Source organism: Thermopirellula anaerolimosa (genome assembly GCF_054657335.1).
In genome coordinates this window covers 302625-320005 of the sequence record NZ_BAAHYX010000006.1, presented here as the reverse complement: position 1 = coordinate 320005, position 17381 = coordinate 302625, and the positions used below count along the sequence as shown (strand labels likewise).

At 60.3% G+C, this 17381-nt stretch carries 12 protein-coding genes; 5 read left to right on the top strand and 7 right to left on the bottom strand.

Translation table 11 applies throughout. From position 1 onward, the window contains the following. The first annotated feature begins 36 nt into the window (after positions 1-36). The gene (gene xseA / locus ACYQ6J_RS07390; protein WP_460183541.1) at positions 37-1284 is read left to right on the top strand and encodes an exodeoxyribonuclease VII large subunit; all 1248 of its coding nucleotides are present in this window, start codon (positions 37-39) and stop codon (positions 1282-1284) included. 47 nt (positions 1285-1331) lie between these two features. Here the strand turns inward: xseA and ACYQ6J_RS07385 are convergent, their stop codons facing one another. From ACYQ6J_RS07385 to ACYQ6J_RS07360, 6 genes are all read right to left on the bottom strand, one after another. Beyond that, positions 1332-1895, bottom strand: a complete 564-nt coding sequence (locus ACYQ6J_RS07385) for an elongation factor P (protein WP_460183540.1) — start codon at positions 1893-1895, stop codon at positions 1332-1334. A gap of 144 nt (positions 1896-2039) precedes the next feature. After that, entirely contained in the window at positions 2040-2534 is a 495-nt protein-coding gene (locus ACYQ6J_RS07380; RefSeq protein WP_460183539.1) for a hypothetical protein, read from the bottom strand. Between the two features lie 225 nt (positions 2535-2759). Then, on the bottom strand, positions 2760-3569 hold the full coding sequence (gene proC / locus ACYQ6J_RS07375) for a pyrroline-5-carboxylate reductase (RefSeq protein ID WP_460183538.1): 810 nt from the start codon (positions 3567-3569) through the stop codon (positions 2760-2762). Positions 3570-3796: 227 nt separating this feature from the next. After that, entirely contained in the window at positions 3797-6583 is a 2787-nt protein-coding gene (locus ACYQ6J_RS07370; RefSeq protein WP_460183537.1) for a family 78 glycoside hydrolase catalytic domain, read from the bottom strand. A 92-nt stretch (positions 6584-6675) separates the two neighbouring features. Next, complete coding sequence (locus ACYQ6J_RS07365) at positions 6676-8913, bottom strand: purine-cytosine permease family protein (protein WP_460183536.1); 2238 nt, start codon at positions 8911-8913, stop codon at positions 6676-6678. Between the two features lie 75 nt (positions 8914-8988). After that, positions 8989-10251 carry an L-rhamnose isomerase gene (locus tag ACYQ6J_RS07360; RefSeq protein WP_460183535.1) on the bottom strand — a complete coding sequence of 421 codons (1263 nt, stop codon included), beginning with the start codon at positions 10249-10251 and terminating at the stop codon, positions 8989-8991. Between the two features lie 435 nt (positions 10252-10686). On the opposite strand from ACYQ6J_RS07360, the gene ACYQ6J_RS07355 reads away from it, so the two are divergent. Further along, a complete protein-coding gene (locus tag ACYQ6J_RS07355) occupies positions 10687-12006 on the top strand; it encodes a beta-ketoacyl-[acyl-carrier-protein] synthase family protein (protein ID WP_460183534.1) in 1320 nt (439 codons plus the stop codon). Between the two features lie 151 nt (positions 12007-12157). Next, on the top strand, positions 12158-12373 hold the full coding sequence (locus tag ACYQ6J_RS07350; RefSeq protein WP_460183533.1) for a hypothetical protein: 216 nt from the start codon (positions 12158-12160) through the stop codon (positions 12371-12373). Positions 12374-12430: 57 nt separating this feature from the next. On the opposite strand, the gene ACYQ6J_RS07345 is transcribed toward ACYQ6J_RS07350, so the two are convergent. Then, a complete protein-coding gene (locus ACYQ6J_RS07345) occupies positions 12431-13045 on the bottom strand; it encodes a MarC family protein (RefSeq protein ID WP_460183532.1) in 615 nt (204 codons plus the stop codon). Positions 13046-13167: 122 nt separating this feature from the next. Here ACYQ6J_RS07345 and ACYQ6J_RS07340 point away from each other — a divergent pair, with 122 nt between their 5' ends. Beyond that, entirely contained in the window at positions 13168-14496 is a 1329-nt protein-coding gene (locus ACYQ6J_RS07340) for a DUF4339 domain-containing protein (protein ID WP_460183531.1), read from the top strand. A gap of 425 nt (positions 14497-14921) precedes the next feature. Beyond that, the gene (locus ACYQ6J_RS07335) at positions 14922-17327 is read left to right on the top strand and encodes a glycoside hydrolase family 127 protein (RefSeq protein WP_460183530.1); all 2406 of its coding nucleotides are present in this window, start codon (positions 14922-14924) and stop codon (positions 17325-17327) included. Positions 17328-17381 lie beyond the last annotated feature (54 nt).

The window sequence follows — 17381 nt, the reverse complement described above, 5'->3', positions numbered from 1 at the left end:
ATTTGTTGTCAATCGAGCAACGAAGGCAGCGTCATCGTGGCCAATCCAACAAACCTCGGGGAGTCTCCAGGCATCCTCACCGTCTCCGAAGTCACCGCTATGATTCGGGGGGTGTTGGAGTCCGCCTTCGCGTCCTTGTGGATCGAGGGCGAAATCGCCGATTTGGCGCGGGCGAGATCCGGGCACATCTACTTCACGCTCAAAGATGAGGGCGCGCAGATTCCCTGTGTGTTGTGGGCAAGTACGGCGAGCACGGTGAAATTTGCAATCGAAGACGGTTTGCGAGTTTTGTGCCGCGGCAGGCTTAGCGTGTACCCGCCGCACGGAAGATACCAGTTGGTCGTGCAACGGATATCGCCCGCCGGTGTCGGATCGCTCGAGTTGGCGCTGCGACGACTCAAGGAAAAGCTATCGAAGGAGGGCTTGTTCGCAGCGGATCGCAAACGCCCCTTACCGGCGTTTTCTCGCACGATCGCGGTCATCACCAGTCCCAGCGGCGCAGCCATCCACGACTTCTTGACCGCCCTACGCAGTCGCCTAACCGCCGCGGATGTCGTCATCGTGCCGGTCCGAGTACAGGGCGAGGAAGCAGCCGAAGAGATTGCCCAGGCACTCCACTGGGTAAACCACTGGTCACACTCCCCGGATTGCATCGTTCTGACGCGGGGCGGGGGCAGCCTGGAAGACTTGGCCGCCTTCAACACGGAGATGGTGGTCCGGGCGATCGCGGCATCGCGCATTCCCGTGGTTTCCGCCGTAGGCCACGAGATCGACGTTACTCTGGCCGATTTGGCCGCCGACGTGCGAGCATTGACGCCGACCGACGCTGCTCAGCGCGTCCTCCCCGCGAAAAGCGAAGTCGTGGAACGCATGTCGGGCATGGAGAATCGGCTGTTGGGCGCGATCCGCGGGCGATTGCAAACCGCGCGATGGCGATTGGACTCGTTCGCACGGCATCCGGTCTTCCTCCGACCTCTCGATCGCTTGCGAGTCGCCGCCCAGCGTGCCGATCAATGGGATACCCGACTGATGCTGGCCGTCCGGCGAAATTGCGAACGTGCACGGCACCGCTGGCAAGCCGCAACTGATCGGTTGGAATCGCTCAGCCCGTTAGCCGTCCTTAGGCGGGGCTACACGGTCACCCACGTCGAAGAGAACGGACGCCCCTTACGCAGTTCCGCGGAAATCACCCCGGGAATGCGTCTGCGGACCGTCTTCGCCGAGGGTTGGGCCTTGAGTCGGGTTGAAAGCACCTCTCGCTCGCAGGATCGAACACCGGAGTGAATGCGGCGGACCTGTTTGAAAAGGCCTCCGCCGAATCGCGATATTCTTCAGGCCCTAGATAGGAATTCGCCGGTTCGGGTGTCGATCTTCACCACTTCGCCCTGCGACATATACTCCGGCACTTGCACGACGAAGCCGGTTTCCAATTTGGCGGGTTTGGTGCGTCCCGTCGCCGATGCGCCGCGAATATAGGGATCGCACTCGACGATCTGCAACTCCACAGCGACCGGCAATTCCACGCCGACGCACTCGCCTTCGTAGATCAGGGCGAAGATGCCCTCCAAGCCTTCCTTCAAATAGTGGATTTCGTCCGCCAGGTCGTCTTTTGCCAGCGAGTACTGATTGTAATCGCGCGAGTCCAAGAAGTGGACGTGCGACCCGTCGGCATACATGTACGTTACCGGTCGCTTCTCGAAGTCGGCCTCGTCCAACCCCTCCGTGCCCTTGAGGTTGATATCCACCTTTTGTTTGGTGATCAAGTTTCGAGCGCGAAATTTGTACAGTGTGGCCGCCCCGCGAGCGGAAGGCGTTTGCACTTGAACCGATTCGATCAGGCACGGCGCGTCTTGATACCGCACAATGGTGCCGCGTTTGATATCTTTGGCCAACATGTTGCTTTCCTCGCAGGTTCCTTCCTCACCGGCGGTCGCTTCGTCCGGTCGACCGCCGCCATCCGTCACACGGAAATTGATGCGTCGCGCTTTCCATCCCCGAGAATTGCCGCCCTTTCCGTCGAGGCGACGTAATGCCCTCGATCATAAAACGACGCCGGATTGTGGATCCACCGCAACCCCCTTGGTCAATCGCGACAACTCGCCCAGCACTAGAATCAAAGCACTAGGATCGAAAAGCTCATCGCCCGGTCCGTCGTCGCCGTCATCGTCGTTGGCGATCTGTTCGAAATGGAGAATGTCGAAACGACCGTCGCAGTCCAAAATTCGTTGCAATTCGGTTCGCTCATCCGGTTGCAAATCGGCACGCGAAAGCTCGCTCACCAACTTGGCGGCCTCTTCACGAATTTCGCTGCCGCAAATGTAGGCTACATCCATGGCGGCGTGATTGCCCGGAGCGACCACGGTCACAGACTCGAAATAGCCTCGCTCGTCGGCCTGAGGATTGGACAGTTCCAATCCGGCGTCCAAGGCCTCCAACGCCTTGATCACTTGCTTGAGTTGGGGGCGATGATCCCGATGAAAATAGACGAAACAGGTCTCTCGCCATTGATAATCGGGATGCTGGAACATCGACATGCTATCGGATTCCCCGAACCGGTATTGCCAGATCCGCGTCGCGCCATGATGCGCCCAATGCACGGCGGCACGGGCCGGAAAGCGAATCGCACACGACGACCCGCGATCCGTCTTGCCCTCGTACCCCGCCGTTCCGACGGACAAACACTATTGTACCGATTCAACGTTGCAGGGTAACGACCCTGCCGACGGACCGCGCGCCGTCCGTCTTTCGCCACCATGCTCTCATCCGCCCAGTTGCGCTGAACGTTCGGCAGCGGCCTGCACGGCGGCGAAAACCGCCGCCCGAAATCCGGCCGATTCCATAGCGGCCAAACCGGCGATGGTCGTTCCGCCGGGACTCGTCACCTGCTCTTTGAGCACCGACGGCGGCGATCCCGTCGCCAAGACCATTTCCGCGGCCCCCTTCAACGTTTGGGCGGCAAGGATTTGTGCGGTTTCGCGCGGCAAACCGTGGCGAACGCCGGCATCCGCCATGGCCTCGATCATCACATACGCGAAAGCGGGTCCGGAACCGGATACCGCCGTCACGGCGTCCATGAATCGCTCTTCGACTCGAACGGCAACGCCCACGGCGGACAGCAACTCGCCGACCAGGTGCCCGTCCTCATCGTTGGCCTGGGAACCCAGCGCATAACCGGACGCCCCTTGACCGACTAAACACGGGGTGTTCGGCATGACGCGGACGACGCGGCAATCCTTCCCTAATGCGGCCTCCAAGCGTGCCAGCGAAACCCCGGCGGCGATCGAAACGATGAGTCGGTCGGCTGAGACCCGGCCGGCCAACTCCCGAAGCACGCCGTCCATGTACTGCGGCTTGACGGCCAAGAAGATCACCTCTTGTCGCCGCAAAACCTCGAGGTTATCCGCCGTCACCGAGGCCCCGGTCGCCGCACGAAAGCGCTCTCTTGCCTCTGCGGACACGTCCGAGGCCATCAGGCAATCCGGTGTCACGACGTTTTTTTGCCGGAAACCTTCGGCCAAGGCCAGGGCCATTCGGCCTGCGCCGATAAACCCTATTCGCTTCCTATTCATGGTTCCTGTCTCGAATTGCATCCGTGTACCATCCAGGCAAGCCGATAAGACCTTCTTCGTGTTCCGCAAGCCCGATTTCCGACCGGGCCGCGCACACCTTCATTATCGATCGGCACGAGGTTGCACCCCGCCCCGATCGGGCCGCGCGGCCCCTCCCGATGCCGCACGGCAACGGACGGCCGCAATGGCGAAACGATCCCGTCGATGCCGCCCCCGCCCCCGTAGGACTACGGCCCACGTCGCACCTGGAATTGATATTCCCCCGCTCCGGCGGACAAGACTCGATAATCGGCCTCCTGCCGAACGACCCGCACGCCCGACGCGTTTTCGATCGATTGCCCGTCCACGGTGATCACATCCGTACCCGCCGCGGGAACGCAAATCGTCGCCGCAACGTTGGCGGGAACGACGACGTGCCAGGAGAGGCCGTTGGCGTCCTTCCGCCACTCGCTGACGATCTCGCCGCAGATCGACCGGTAACGCGCGTTGACAAAATCAAGCCCTTGCCCCAGATGCGGGCGCAACACGATCCGCCGGAATCCCGGGCCGTCCGTATCGATCCCCGCCACATATTGAAACAGCCATTGCCCGACCGCGCCGAAAGCGTAGTGCGCAAAGCTATTCATCCCCGGGTCTTGGAAGCCCTTTTCGGGAGTCCAGCCATCCCACCGCTCCCAGATGGAAGTCGCGCCATGCTTGATCGAAAAGCCCCAAGACGGGAAGGTGTCGTTCAACAGCAAATGATAGGCCGTGCCCGTGTGGCCGAAATCGGAGAGCGTCGGCATCAAGAAGGCCGTGCCGACGAATCCCGTCGAGAGATGGTGATCGCGCTTCGCGATGTCATCCACCAAGTGCCGCGCCGCCTTTTCCCGCAGGTCTTCCGGAAGAAGACCGAAACGCAGCGCAAGCACATAGCAGGTTTGGGTATCGCCTTTGACGCGACCGTCATCCGAGACATAAGCCGCTTGGAATGCTCGCCGGATGTCCTCGTAAAGCCGCAGATATTCGGCAGCCTTGTCTTTCATCCCCAGGGCTTCAGCCGCTTCGGCGGTAAGCCGCGTGCTATAGGCGAAAAAGGCGGTCGCGAGCACATCCTTGGGCGTGTCGGCGTTGATCGACAACCAGTCCCCGTAACCTTGTGCCGGACGCAAAAGGCCTTGGCTGTGCGTGCGACAATACGCGATCCAACGCTCCATAGCATCCAAAAGTTCTTCCAACACCCTGCGATCGGCGTACACGTGATGAATGGTCCAAGGGCAAATGGTTCCCGCATCCGCCCATGCCGCCGTACCGCCTCCCATGGCGACGATTCGCGGCGCCACGTCGGGAAAGTCCCCTTCCGGTCCTTGCGCGTCCTCCAAATCACGCAGCCATTTGGTAAAGAAGGCCGCCACATCCGCGTTGTAACTAGCCGCCCGGATAAACACTTCGGCATCGCCCGTCCATCCCAAGCGTTCATCCCGCTGAGGGCAATCGGTGGGCACGGAGATGAAATTGGCGCGTTGCGTCCATACGATGTTCCGGAAAAGTTGATTGACCATGGGGTTGGAACACGTGAAGGATCCGACCATGGGGATATCCGAGTTCACGGCCAAGCCCGTCACGGCATCTTTTTCCGGACGCCCGGGGTAACCCGTCACTTCCACGTAGCGAAAACCGTGGAACGTGAATCGCGGTTGCCAAACCTCAACCCCGTCCCCGGAAAGGATGTACGTGTCGGTCGCCCGGGCCGAACGCAGATTCGTGGTGTAGATGGTTCCGTCCGGGTTCAACACCTCCGCGAAACGCATTTGCACCCGCGTGCCGGCAGGACCTTGCACCCTCAATCTCGCAAAACCGGCGAAATTCTGTCCCAAATCGAATACGAAGACGCCGGGGTACGGTTCCGTGATCGACTGTGTGGGGACTTCACCCGTGATGAGTACCGGTACGCCGGGTTGAGCCTCCAGCGTCGCCACAACATCCGAGGCTACGACGGCGGGCTTCCAGTTGCCGTCGTCGAAATTAGGCTCACTCCAGCCCGGCATCCGCAACCGTGCGTCGTAGGTCTCGCCCGCCAGGAATTCCGCTTCCAATTCGGGACCGAACGAAAACTTCCAGGAATCGTCCGTCGCCACGATCCGGCGAGAACCGTCCGCCATCTCCAGTTCAAGCTGTAACCAAATCTTGGGGTCCTTGCCGTACAAAAAGGCCTGCTTGAACCACCCGATGTGACCCGAATACCAACCGGGCGCCAAAGTCGCGCCGATGGCGTTCTTGCCCGGACCTACCAGTGACGTCACGTCGTAAGTGTTGTAATAAACGCGTTTGTTGTAGTCGGTCCACCCCGGCGGAAAGAGGTCCGCAACCGCGTCCGTGCCATTCAACTCCACATCGAACAGTCCCAACGCGCTGGCGTACAGCGTCGCCTTTCGGACCGGCTGATCGACGTTGAACTCCTTACGGAAAAGCCCCGTTGCCAAGATTTTCTTGGCGGGGTCGTCCTGTGGAGCGGCATGCTCCATGACCGGGTGATACAAAGCCGCCGGCGCCTGAATCCATTGTGCCTCGCGGTCCGCGTCCTCCAGCAAGCCCATCGTCCACACGGCGGGTGGGCTGTAATCGGTTACAGCCCCGTCCGCGTCCCAAATCCTGACCTTCCAGTGGCATTCCATTCGTGAATTCAGCGGACGCCCGCCGTATTCGATCTGATTCGTGAGAGATGACTCCACTCGCCCGGAGTCCCAGAGATCACCTTCGTCGCGAGCAAGTTTCTCGCTGCTCGAGGCCGCCAAGATTTGGTAGGCGGTCTGCCGGGCCCCGCGGCGGGCATCGACCATGATCCAGCTCAAGCGAGGCTTGACCACATCGATTCCCAACGGGTTCACGCGGTATTCGCAGCGGAGTTGCTCGACTCGGGCGGAGCTCTTCGCGCCGCCGCCACTCTCCTCCGAGAAAACCCTCGTGCCGCCAAGCCACGTCCCCATGCAAAGGCCAACCATGACCGCAATCAAGATTTTGATGCTTCTGGGCATTTTCGATTCTCCTTTGTCCGCGAGCCTATCGCGGAACCGTAGTCGTCTTCCGGGTACTTTTAAGCGGTACGTGCAGGGGATTCTCGGTCCGCTTAGGCGTTGCTAGCGCGAGCACGCTCGCGATTTACAACGTACAGCGTACCCAAAACGAAATAAACGATCGCCAGGTACAGTAGCGACGGTTTAATCGTCGCCGGGTCCATATAACCCAGGAAGGCGATGATCGCAAATCCGAGGCTGGCCAAGAGGCACAGCGCGGCTCCTGCACCAAAGGCAAACGTCGCCACACCGGTGGAGCGAGGTTTGGAAGCCGATTCGGTCGTCGACGGCGGCGGACTGCTCGAAGAAGTGGATGTCGTCGCGTTGGACAGGTCGCCCTCCTTCTCCACATGTCGGGAGGCACCGGCCAGGAACGCCAAAATCAGGTAGACCAGCGCTGTCAGGAACCAGACCGGCACGGCAAGGAAGAACAGGTGAATCCAACCCGTCTGCCAACCGATGAGCGCCAGGGCCAACCCCGCCGCCCACGCAATCACGGCAGGAACGTTTATCAATTGCCCCCGCAGGGAAGACCAATAACGTTGCCAACCCAGCAGCGGAAAGATCCAATGCTCTACGACCACGATGGCGCCGACCGGCATCAACAAGATGCCATAGACGCCGACGAAATCGAGCAGATACAAGAACACGAACGGGAAACATGCGATGGTCGTCGTAATGACCCCTGCGAGGAGCGTAACGAGCCATCGCGGCCAATTGGGGGTAATGACTTGCAGCGCAAGCCCCGCCCGATACAACGTGGGATTGGACGTGGTCCAGCCCGCGATAATCACGGCGATCGCACCGGCCCAGCCCAAGGACAGGAAGGCCACTTGCCCGGAGTCGAGCATCATCAGCGGGGTCGCGGTCAGTCGCGCCGCCGCCGCGCCCATGATGCCTGCGCAGATCCAGGCCAGGTAGTGCCCCAAAAACATGCCCAAGCTGGAATAAAGCCCGTACCAAGAGCTTTTCGCGAACCGGAAGATTGCCATATCGGATAGCCCGATATGCATGGCCAAGTTACAAATCCAGGCAAAGGCCGCGATATGCCAGAACCCGATATGGGTTACCACCGAGAGAATCGTCCCCTGAATGTCGGCGGTGAAATCCTGAAGGGGGACGAAGTTGTCGTTGCAAATAGCGCCCGTCCTCGCCTTCGGTCGCACATAGCGGATCAATTGCGGATTGGTTACGCCTTCGGCATGAAGTACGATGATGCGTTCTTTGACGGGAGGCGGAGGAGGAATGTTGGGGCTTTGGGGCACGAAAGGCGGGAGGGGAGGAGACTGCGGAGCGGCCTCCGCCGTCGCCGTTGCAGCCTGGGCTTCCGCGGCGAATACCGAATCCAGCGTCAATCCCGAAGTATCTTCGCCGTATACGTTTTCCACCCGGGCCTTGGCCTCGACGAACACCGCCGTCTTCGGATCCGCATCGGATGATAGGAAGAACCCCGGCAACTCGGGCCGAGTGGGGTCCGGTTCGTAGGCCTGTTGCGGTGATTCTCCGGACGCAAGAATCAGCAGGCGATCTTTCAAATTAGCCAGGTGAAGTACGACTTCCTTGCTGTTGCCGTCCTCCGCGGCGCGAGTCTCGATAGCGCTGACGGATGGTCCGGGACCGCTCCAAATCCGCGATTCCGCGACCGACCAAAAATTCTTCAGATTGGAGACGTGCCCTACTTCGGGCATGGCCATGATCGCGCCGCAAACGAACATCAGGAGCATCCAGGGAGAACACACGACGGCGAATTGAGCCAATCGCTTGAACCCCAAGATCGCCAGAGTCACCACAACCGCTCCCACGCCGATCACCACGAACACGAATCCCGTGTCTTCGGGAAACCAGCCTGTCTGCGGAGCGATGCCGAAGGGGATGCGGACGGCGGACGCCGCGACCGTGATCATGCAGCCCGCCAGGATGCAATACAACACGGCGTTCAAAAGGTTGTACAAGACCGTAACCACGGGACCGGCGATCTGGCGGAGGTACCAATACAGCGTGAGGCGAGTCCCGACCGCGATCGGCGCGCAAATCAGAGTCCACGAGAGGACCGCCAAGAGGTTGCCGATCAAAAGCCCGACGACGACGTCGTAGACCTTGGCCCCCCAAATGACGAAGAGGGCCCCGATCACGAACTCCGTGGCCGCCACGTGTTCCCCCGCGAAGAGTCCGGCGAAATACCGCCCGCCGTGAAGCTTGTCGGGCGTCACCGGTTGGCGTTCGAACTCATTCAGCTTGTCGAGTCGCTCAAAGACTCCCTGACCCTTTTGGGGGCTGTCACCCGATGCCATATCTCGTCTCCCAATCCCAAGTTCAAGGACAAGCGATTACGCGAGAATCCACCACGTTCGTCTTTGCCCGTCGCGTCAACCGCGGCAACTTGTAACTTCGCGTTCGTATCGCCGGACTTCGGCGATGACCTCGGTATCGAGCGGCACTTCACTGCGTCGGCAATAATAATCCCAAACGGCACCGAATGGGAGCGTTTTGACGGTTTCGAAAAGGACGAGCCTCGCCGTGTAGTCGCGATTCGCCTCCAATTCTCGTAGTCGATCGATCGGCTCCACAAGCGCCCAAAGCAGCGCCTTCAGTATGGCGCGCATACCGATCGTCCATGCCGCCACGCGATGAATGCTCGCGTCGAAGAAATCCAACCCGATGAATACGCGCCCCAAGTGGTCGCCGCGAACGATCTCCTCCGCCACCGCCCGAGTTTCGTCGTTGAAAATGACGACGTGGTCGCTGTCCCAACGAATGCCGCGACTGACGTGAAGCAACACGCCGTCCAAATACAAGAGCACGGACGAAATCTTGTCCGCGATGCTCTCGGTGGGGTGGAAATGACCGGCATCCAGCGTCAACAGCTTCTTTCGCGTGACGGCGTATCCCAAATAGAACTCGTGCGATCCAGGAACGTACGTTTCGGAACCGATGCCGAAAAGTTTGCTTTCCACGGCGTCCCGAAGATAGGCGGCGTCGATCGGCTCTTCAAAAATCCGATCGAGCGACTCCGCCAAGCGACGACGCGGGGTCTGCCGATCGGCGGTCACATCCTTTTGTCCGTCGGGGATCCACACGTTCGTCACGCAAGTGGAACCCAATCTTCGCCCGAAAGCCTCGCCGATCTTGCGGCAAGCAATCCCGTGACGAATCCAAAACCCCCGTATGCCCTCGTCGGGATGGGTCAGCGTGAAACCGTCATTGGCCAAGGGATGCGAAAAGAAGGTCGGATTGAAATCGAGGCCGATGCCACGCTCCGCCGCCCAATCCATCCAACGCGAAAAGTGCTCGGGAGCAACGGCATCCCTCTCGATTTTCTTGCCGCCGCTTTCGAGATAGATGGCGTGCAGATTGAAACGATGGCGTCCCGGAATCAGGCGAAACGCTTGATCCGCGTCCTGCCGCAATTCGTCGGGGTTACGGGCCTTGCCGGGGTAAGACCCCGTGGCCATAATCCCGCCGCCGCTGAGGCCCGCGTCACTCTCGAAACCACCGACGTCATCTCCCTGCCAACAGTGCATGGAAATGGGGATCGAAGCCAGCTTTTCCAGCGCCGAGGCGACATTCACACCCAATTCGGCGTACCGTGCCGCCGCCGCTTCAAACGCCTTGTCAATATCCGACGCCATAATGATCTCCCGAGTTGCAACCATCGATGACAATGAGCCGAGGCTCCCTCGCCGAAATGTTCACCCCTTTCGTTGTGATAGCCGGCAAGCATGACCGGGCGGGCAAGCTTTGGGGACCCCGCGGTACTCGCTAGGCCGAAACCGGGAGGAAAAGCCGACCGTCACCCAAACCGCCTGAAAAATTTTCGCACCAATCCTCGCACAAAACGCGGTCCATTGTGACGCGCCGCTGAAGGTGTTGCCAGCACCCCGCCGCGGAATTCCCCCGCCGCGAACAGGCCTCGGCGTAGCCGGTTGGTGAGATTGCCGAATCGACGTTTTTTCCGCCGCGCAGCTTGACGCAGGGAGCGCCGACCTCGACGCTGGCTCATCTCGGCGGTAAACTGGAGCTTTCGCGCCGATTTTCGAAACGCATCTCTTGGGCGAGGAATTGGGATGGACGCGGAGTCGCGCAGGGTCGTCATAACGGGACTGGGCGTTCTCAGTCCGATTGGAAGTTCCAAAAACGCCGTGATCGATTCATTGCGAAACAGACGCAGCGGGGTCGGGCCGCTGTCCGTCTTGCCGCCGGAGGCGGTTCCGGTCCGCTTTAGCGGCGAAGTCAAGGATTTTACCGGTTCGATCGGCGATTTCGGCAATATCTCGAAGGACGTGCAAAAAAACCTGCGCAAAGCCTTGAAAGTCATGTGTCGCGAGTGCCAGATGGGCGTTGCGGCCGGACAATTGGCCTTGAACGATGCCGCGATCGCGCCCGGCAAGGTGGATCCCGCCAGAATCGGCGTTTGCTTCGGGAGCGATTATATGGTCAGTTCGCCCGAAGAATTCACCGAGGGCTTTCGCAACTCGCGGGATGCAGACGGCGAATTTCGGTTCTCGCTCTGGCCCGTCAAGGGAATGCCCCAATTATTTCCGCTGTGGCTCCTGAAGTATCTCCCCAACATGCCCGCCAGTCATTTGGGCATTTACAACGACTTACGGGGCCCGAGCAATTCACTCACGCTCCGCGAAGCCACGCCCAACGTGTGCATCATGGATGCCCTCAACACCATCCGCTACGAGCGCGCGGATGCCATGCTGGCCGGTTCGACCGGCACTCGCTTGAGCACCATGAAACTGATGCATTGCCTCCAGCAAGAGGAGTTGGCGGTTACCGACGACCAAGATCCGTCGAGCGTCAGTCGCCCCTTCGACAAAAACCGTCAAGGGATGGTGTTGGGGGAGGGTGCGGGTGCCGTGCTGCTGGAGGAGCTTTCCCACGCCCGTAACCGCGGCGCAACCGTGTACGCCGAGGTGCTCTCGGCCTCCTCCGTCGCTGCAATCGCCAAGAACGGCGTCAGTGATCTGCGGCAGGCCGTCCGACTGGCCCTGACGAGCGCGTTGAAGCAGGCCGCCTTGTCCCCGTCGCAAGTCAACTTTGTGGTCGCCACCGGTCTGAGCACTCGCACGGCCGATCGCGAGGAGGCGTTGGGAATTGCCGACATCTTCGGCCCAAACTCGGTTCCCATTCTTGCTCCAAAGAGCTTTTACGGCAATCTTGGCGCTGGCAGCGGCATGGTGGAGTTGATTATCGGCGTGCTCTCTTTGCTTGAGGATGCACTCTTTCCCACTTTGAACTACGAGGTCCCCGATCCCGACTGCCCGGTTCGCGTCGTTCCCGAAGGCGACATCCCCTCCGGTGACGTGTTCGTGAACCTGAGCTTCAACTCGCATGGACAGGCCTCCGCAGCAGTCGTTCGGCGATTCTCCGATAACTGATCGCCAGTCGAAAAGCGAACTCTAACCCGGCCTTCCGAACGTGCGACCGCCGTCGCTACCGGTCTCCCTGATCGGTCTGCTTGTCTCTTCGCCGATAGACGCCTACCATTGTCTTGGGGGGCTAGTTCCATTCGCGCGAGGAGGTGTAACCATGGTCCCGTCTTTCGACCTCTCGCAGTCCGAATGCGTGCTGTTGCTGGAACTGTTGGAAAGAGAGAGGGCCGATCTTCACTGCGAGATCCGGCACACCCGATTCGCGGACGTCCGGGACATGCTCCGCGAAAAGCGTGCTCTGGTGGAAGGCCTCTTAAGCAAGATTCGGCAGGCCTCGCCCGAGGATTCCGAATCCACTTTGGAAGTCGTTTGAGCGCCTTTCGGCACCGAACGTCTCGGCGTTTTTCCCTGCAATCGGGCGGAACTTGCGTTAGCCGCCCGTCATGCCGGGGAACGTCGCTTGCAACCCGCGCCGGACCATCATGACGCCGATCGCGGCCAAAATCAGGGCGGCCATCTTCGAGGCCGTGCGCAGGCCCGTGGCCCCTACCAGCCTTTCTATGCCCGATGCCGCATGGAAAAACACGCCCGCCAGGCCGATGTTCATCATCGCGGCAAGGAGCGCCGGCACCACACCGTAGGAATTCGTCAACAGCAAGACCGTCGTCAAGACGGCGGGTCCCGCGATCAACGGAATGCCCAGTGGAACCGCTCCCAGCGAATCCGGATCCGACCGCAAAGATCCCTTTTCGACGGCGAACAGGTCCCCCATCGCCAGCACGAACAGTAAAATCCCGCCCGCCATCATGAAATCGCCGATGGTAATTTGCAGATAGAGCAGAACCCAGCGACCGGCCAGAGCGAAGCCGATCACGACGATCGCCGCGGTCATCAGCGACTGTCGAATAACGCGACGTTTTCCCACCTCCGAAAGTTCGGATGTCAACCCGAGATACAACGGCAGGATACCGATGGGATCCACGGCGACAAAAAGAGGAACCAGGCAATACAGAAAGCGACTCAGGAGGTCGTCGGAAGCGGGCATGACGAGTATCTTTCCGTATTCGCGGCGGGTTGCAAAACCTCATCAATTGAATCACGATAGCGCTGGAAGGGTCAATAGCCGTCCGCAGGCGCCCCGCCGGACCGACCTTCCAAGGAGACCGTATGGCTCAACAGTGGTATTACGCCAAGGGCGAACGCAAGATCGGACCGATTACCGCAAGCGAACTGAAACGCCTGGCCCAGAGTGCGGAATTGTTGCCCGACGACCTCGTGTGGCGAGAGGGACTCCGAGATTGGATGGCCGCCAAGCGTATTCGCGGTCTATTTCCGGAAGGCAATGCGGAAGAGACGGTCTCGCCTACCTCTCCCAACCCGCCGCAAGCCCCCGGGGCGAACGAATCTCTTCCCGCCGACGAGGACGCATATCCCCTCGTACAACCGGTTTCGGACGCGAATAGCTCGCTAGCCGCACCCGAACCGGCGGAAGAGCATCAGGCTTTGCCGCAACGTCCGCCGCCGCTTTCGGGATCGTCTTCGCGACCGGAAGTCGGGCGAACCGGGAGACTCAAAGCGGCTTTCGAGAACTCACCGACGACGTTCGCCCGATCGCGCGAAAGTCAGGGCGGACACGTCTTCGACGCCATCCTGGGGCTATTGCGGCAATTCTTCGGGAGCGACTTCATCAACGGCACGTTGCGACTGTTCGCGTTATGCGGACAATTCGGGCTCTGGGCGAGTGCCGGCATCGCCATTGTCGCCGGAGTGACCGCCGGTCTGCGACGCTCGGATTCTACCGAAGTTTTCATCGCAATAGCCTTCGCCGCGGTCTTGGTGATTTTGCAATACGCGGCCTCCCGACTGCTTTTCGTCCTTGAACGCTGGGATCGCCTGGTTCATGCACAGTTAGGCTCCTCGGCCACCACGGACGGACTGTCGCTGATATCTCTCTTCGTCGGCGTGACGGGTTTGGTCGCATTGACCGTCGCGGCCTTTCGCAGCGGCGCCCCGAGTATGCTGTTCGTCGCTTTGGGAATGTTCATCGTCTTCGCCTACCTCAGTCTCTCCATGCTGAACCTTGAGGGCATGAATATCGCGATCGTCCCCGAAACCACGCCCGCCGAAGAGGCGTTGGGGTTGTTGCAGTTCTTTTTCAAGATGATGTTGCGCATCACGCCGATCCTTTTCGGCACTTTGATCCTGCTCGGCTTCTTCCAATTGCTGGCAGCATGGATATTGGGTTTTGCAGAGACAAGGGACGTCGCGGCGGGGGATTTTCAGCAGTTGGCCAAGGCTATGAATACCCGAATGATGGCAATCGGGTTCGAAGCGTCGGGGCGAATCTTCCTAATACTCGGCGGTCTTTTTCCGGTGATCACGTATCTGCTTTTCATCTTCGGACAGCTTGTGCTGGCCCTTTTGGCCTCCATTTTGGCCATTCCCGCCCGGCTCGAACAATTGGAACGCGACCGGTCGGAAGTCACGGATGCATGAACGCAAGCAGTACCGATTGGCTCGTCCGCGGCGAGCATTCGCCCCGGTCGACCGATGTTACCGCCGGCGCCGAGCACACCGGGCGGACGATGACGATTGCCCGGGCGCCGTTGCAAAGCATCAAATCCGAGTTGAACCGCCCGCCCCGAAGCCCCCAACCCGTCGACAACTACGCTCGGAACTCGCCGGTTCCGGCGCCCCTTTAGCCCAACAACTTGCCGGATTCGCGCCGCCGATTGCAAGACCGATGGCAGGACGTTAAAAAACCATGAACACCCAGGGGCGGTTGCCCGTGCGCCGGACCGCGGTACCACCCGCCGACGGTGGCGATTCCTTGCTTTGGAGTCGTTTCACCTCAAGCCGCGCCCTTCCGAGACGCCCCCTTTCCAAACGGCCTGATTGATGCAAGGTACCCGGAGGCTACGATGACGGCATGCGGAAAACTCAGTCGTACTCTATGTTTGGCCGCTTTTTTCACGGCGGCAAGTCTCGCGCCAATCGCCCAACCGGCGACCGGCGAAAATGTTTCCGCCGCCCATCGTTTGACGCCCGTTCCTTTTACGGTCGTGCAATTGGATGACGGCTTTTGGTCAACTCGATTGAAAACGAACCACGATCGATCCATCCCGCACAACTTTCGCTGGTGCGAGGAAACCGGTCGCTTCACGAATTTCGCCAAGGCCGCCGGTTTGATGCCGGGCGAATTCGAAGGCATCTACTTCAACGACTCCGACGTGTACAAGGTCTTGGAGGGGACATCCTACGCGCTGGCCGCCGCGCCGGACCCCGACTTGGAACAACGCATGGATCGCGTCATCGCGTGGATCGCCGCCGCGCAACGCGACGACGGCTATCTGAATACCTACTACACGTTGACGGGATTGGACAAACGATGGACGAACCTACCGGCCATGCATGAACTCTATTGTGCCGGCCATTTCTTCGAAGCCGCCGTGGCGCATTTTCGCGCAACCGGCAAACGCACCATGTTGGATGTGGCGATTCGCCTGGCCGATCATATAGACAGCGTGTTCGGTCCCGGCAAAAAGTACGGCGTGCCCGGCCACGAGGAAATCGAGTTGGCCTTGGTGAAATTGTACGAGGTCACCGGCGAGCGGCGTTACTTCGACCTGGCCAAGTTCTTCATCGATCAACGGGGCGATAGCTCGCACCGTCCGTCCTACGGGCCGTATTGCCAAGACCATATTCCGGTCCGCGATCAGTCGGAAATCGTCGGTCATGCCGTCCGCGCCATGTACCTGTATTCCGGCGTCGCGGACGTCGCCGCGTACACCGGTGATCCGGAATTGATGGCCGCCATGGATCGCATTTGGAAGGATGTCACCCTGCGAAAGCTCTACATCACGGGGGGCGTGGGCGCACGTCACGCCGGCGAGGCCTTCGGCGATCCGTACGAATTGCCCAACGAATCCGCTTATTGCGAAACTTGCGCCGCCATCGGTCTGGTTCTATGGTCCTACCGATTGGCACTCATGCACGGCGACGCCCAATATGCCGACGTCTTGGAGCGAGCACTGTACAACAACGTTTTGGCCGGCGTCGCCTTGGACGGCGAGCACTTCTTCTACGTCAATCCGTTGGCGTCGGGAGGCAATCACTATCGGCAACCGTTCTTCGGCTGCGCCTGCTGTCCCACCAACGTGGTGCGACTGATTCCGTCCGTGCCGGGTTACGTCTACATGCAGAACACCGACCCCGACGAAATCTTCGTCAATCTGTACGTGGCGGGCGGCGCCGTGTTGGAGACGGCCCACGGAAAGCTGGGAATTCGCCAGGAGGGACGTTATCCCTGGGATGGAGACGTAGCCATCCGGTTGTTCCCCAAAGAACCGCAAGAATTCACGCTCAAGCTGCGAATTCCCGGTTGGTGTCGGCAATTCAGAGCCGACGTGAACGGAGAGACGATCGCGGAACCAACCATCGAGAAGGGCTATCTTGCGATCCGACGCCTTTGGAAAGAAGGAGATCGCGTAAACCTGAGCCTGGCCATACCGGTCGAGCGGATCGAGGCCCATCCCGCCGTCGCGGCCAATCGCGGCCGAGTCGCCCTTCAGCGCGGACCGCTCGTCTATTGTTTCGAAAGCGTGGATAACGGTTTTGACGTTCGCAAAATCGTGCTGGCCAAGGACCCGCGTGTGGAAACGGAATATCGGCCCGACCTGCTCGGCGGGATCGTCGTCTTGCGGGCCGACACCGCCGATCACCGTCGCGTAACCGCCGTTCCATACTACGTTTGGGATCACCGCGAACCGGGTCCCATGGCGGTATGGGTCCGACAATCGGGCAAGTCGCGCCATCCCCAAACGGACGATCCCTCCTGGCAGGGCTTGTTGTATCGCCCCTTGGATCCCGCCGGTTTGGGCGAAGATGAGCCGCTGACGCCCTTGGAGGCCGCCGAGCCTACCGCCTCCCACTGCAACCCCAGCGACCAAGTCGAGGCGCTCAACGACACCCTGGTTCCCAGCAACTCTAGCGATCACGGAATTCCGCGGTTTACTTGGTGGGACCATCGCGGTACGGTCGAGTGGGTCGAGTACCATTGGGCATCGCCCGTCACGCTTTCCGCCGCCGAGGTTTATTGGTTCGATGATGAACCGGTCGGCGGTCAGTGCCGCATTCCGGCTAACTGGCGGTTGCTTTACCTCGATGGCGACGAGTGGCGGCCGATTAGCACCCGTGACGAATTCGGCTTGCGAAAAGACGCCTTCAACCGCGTCGGCTTCTCGCCGATCGAGACGACCGGTCTGCGAATCGAAGTTCAGCTTCGCGAGAACTACTCGGGCGGTATCCTGGAATGGCGTGTGGAATAGGCGCCGGCTTGACGCCCGCGATGTGGCTCCGCCTGCATGCACCGCTTTTGCTCG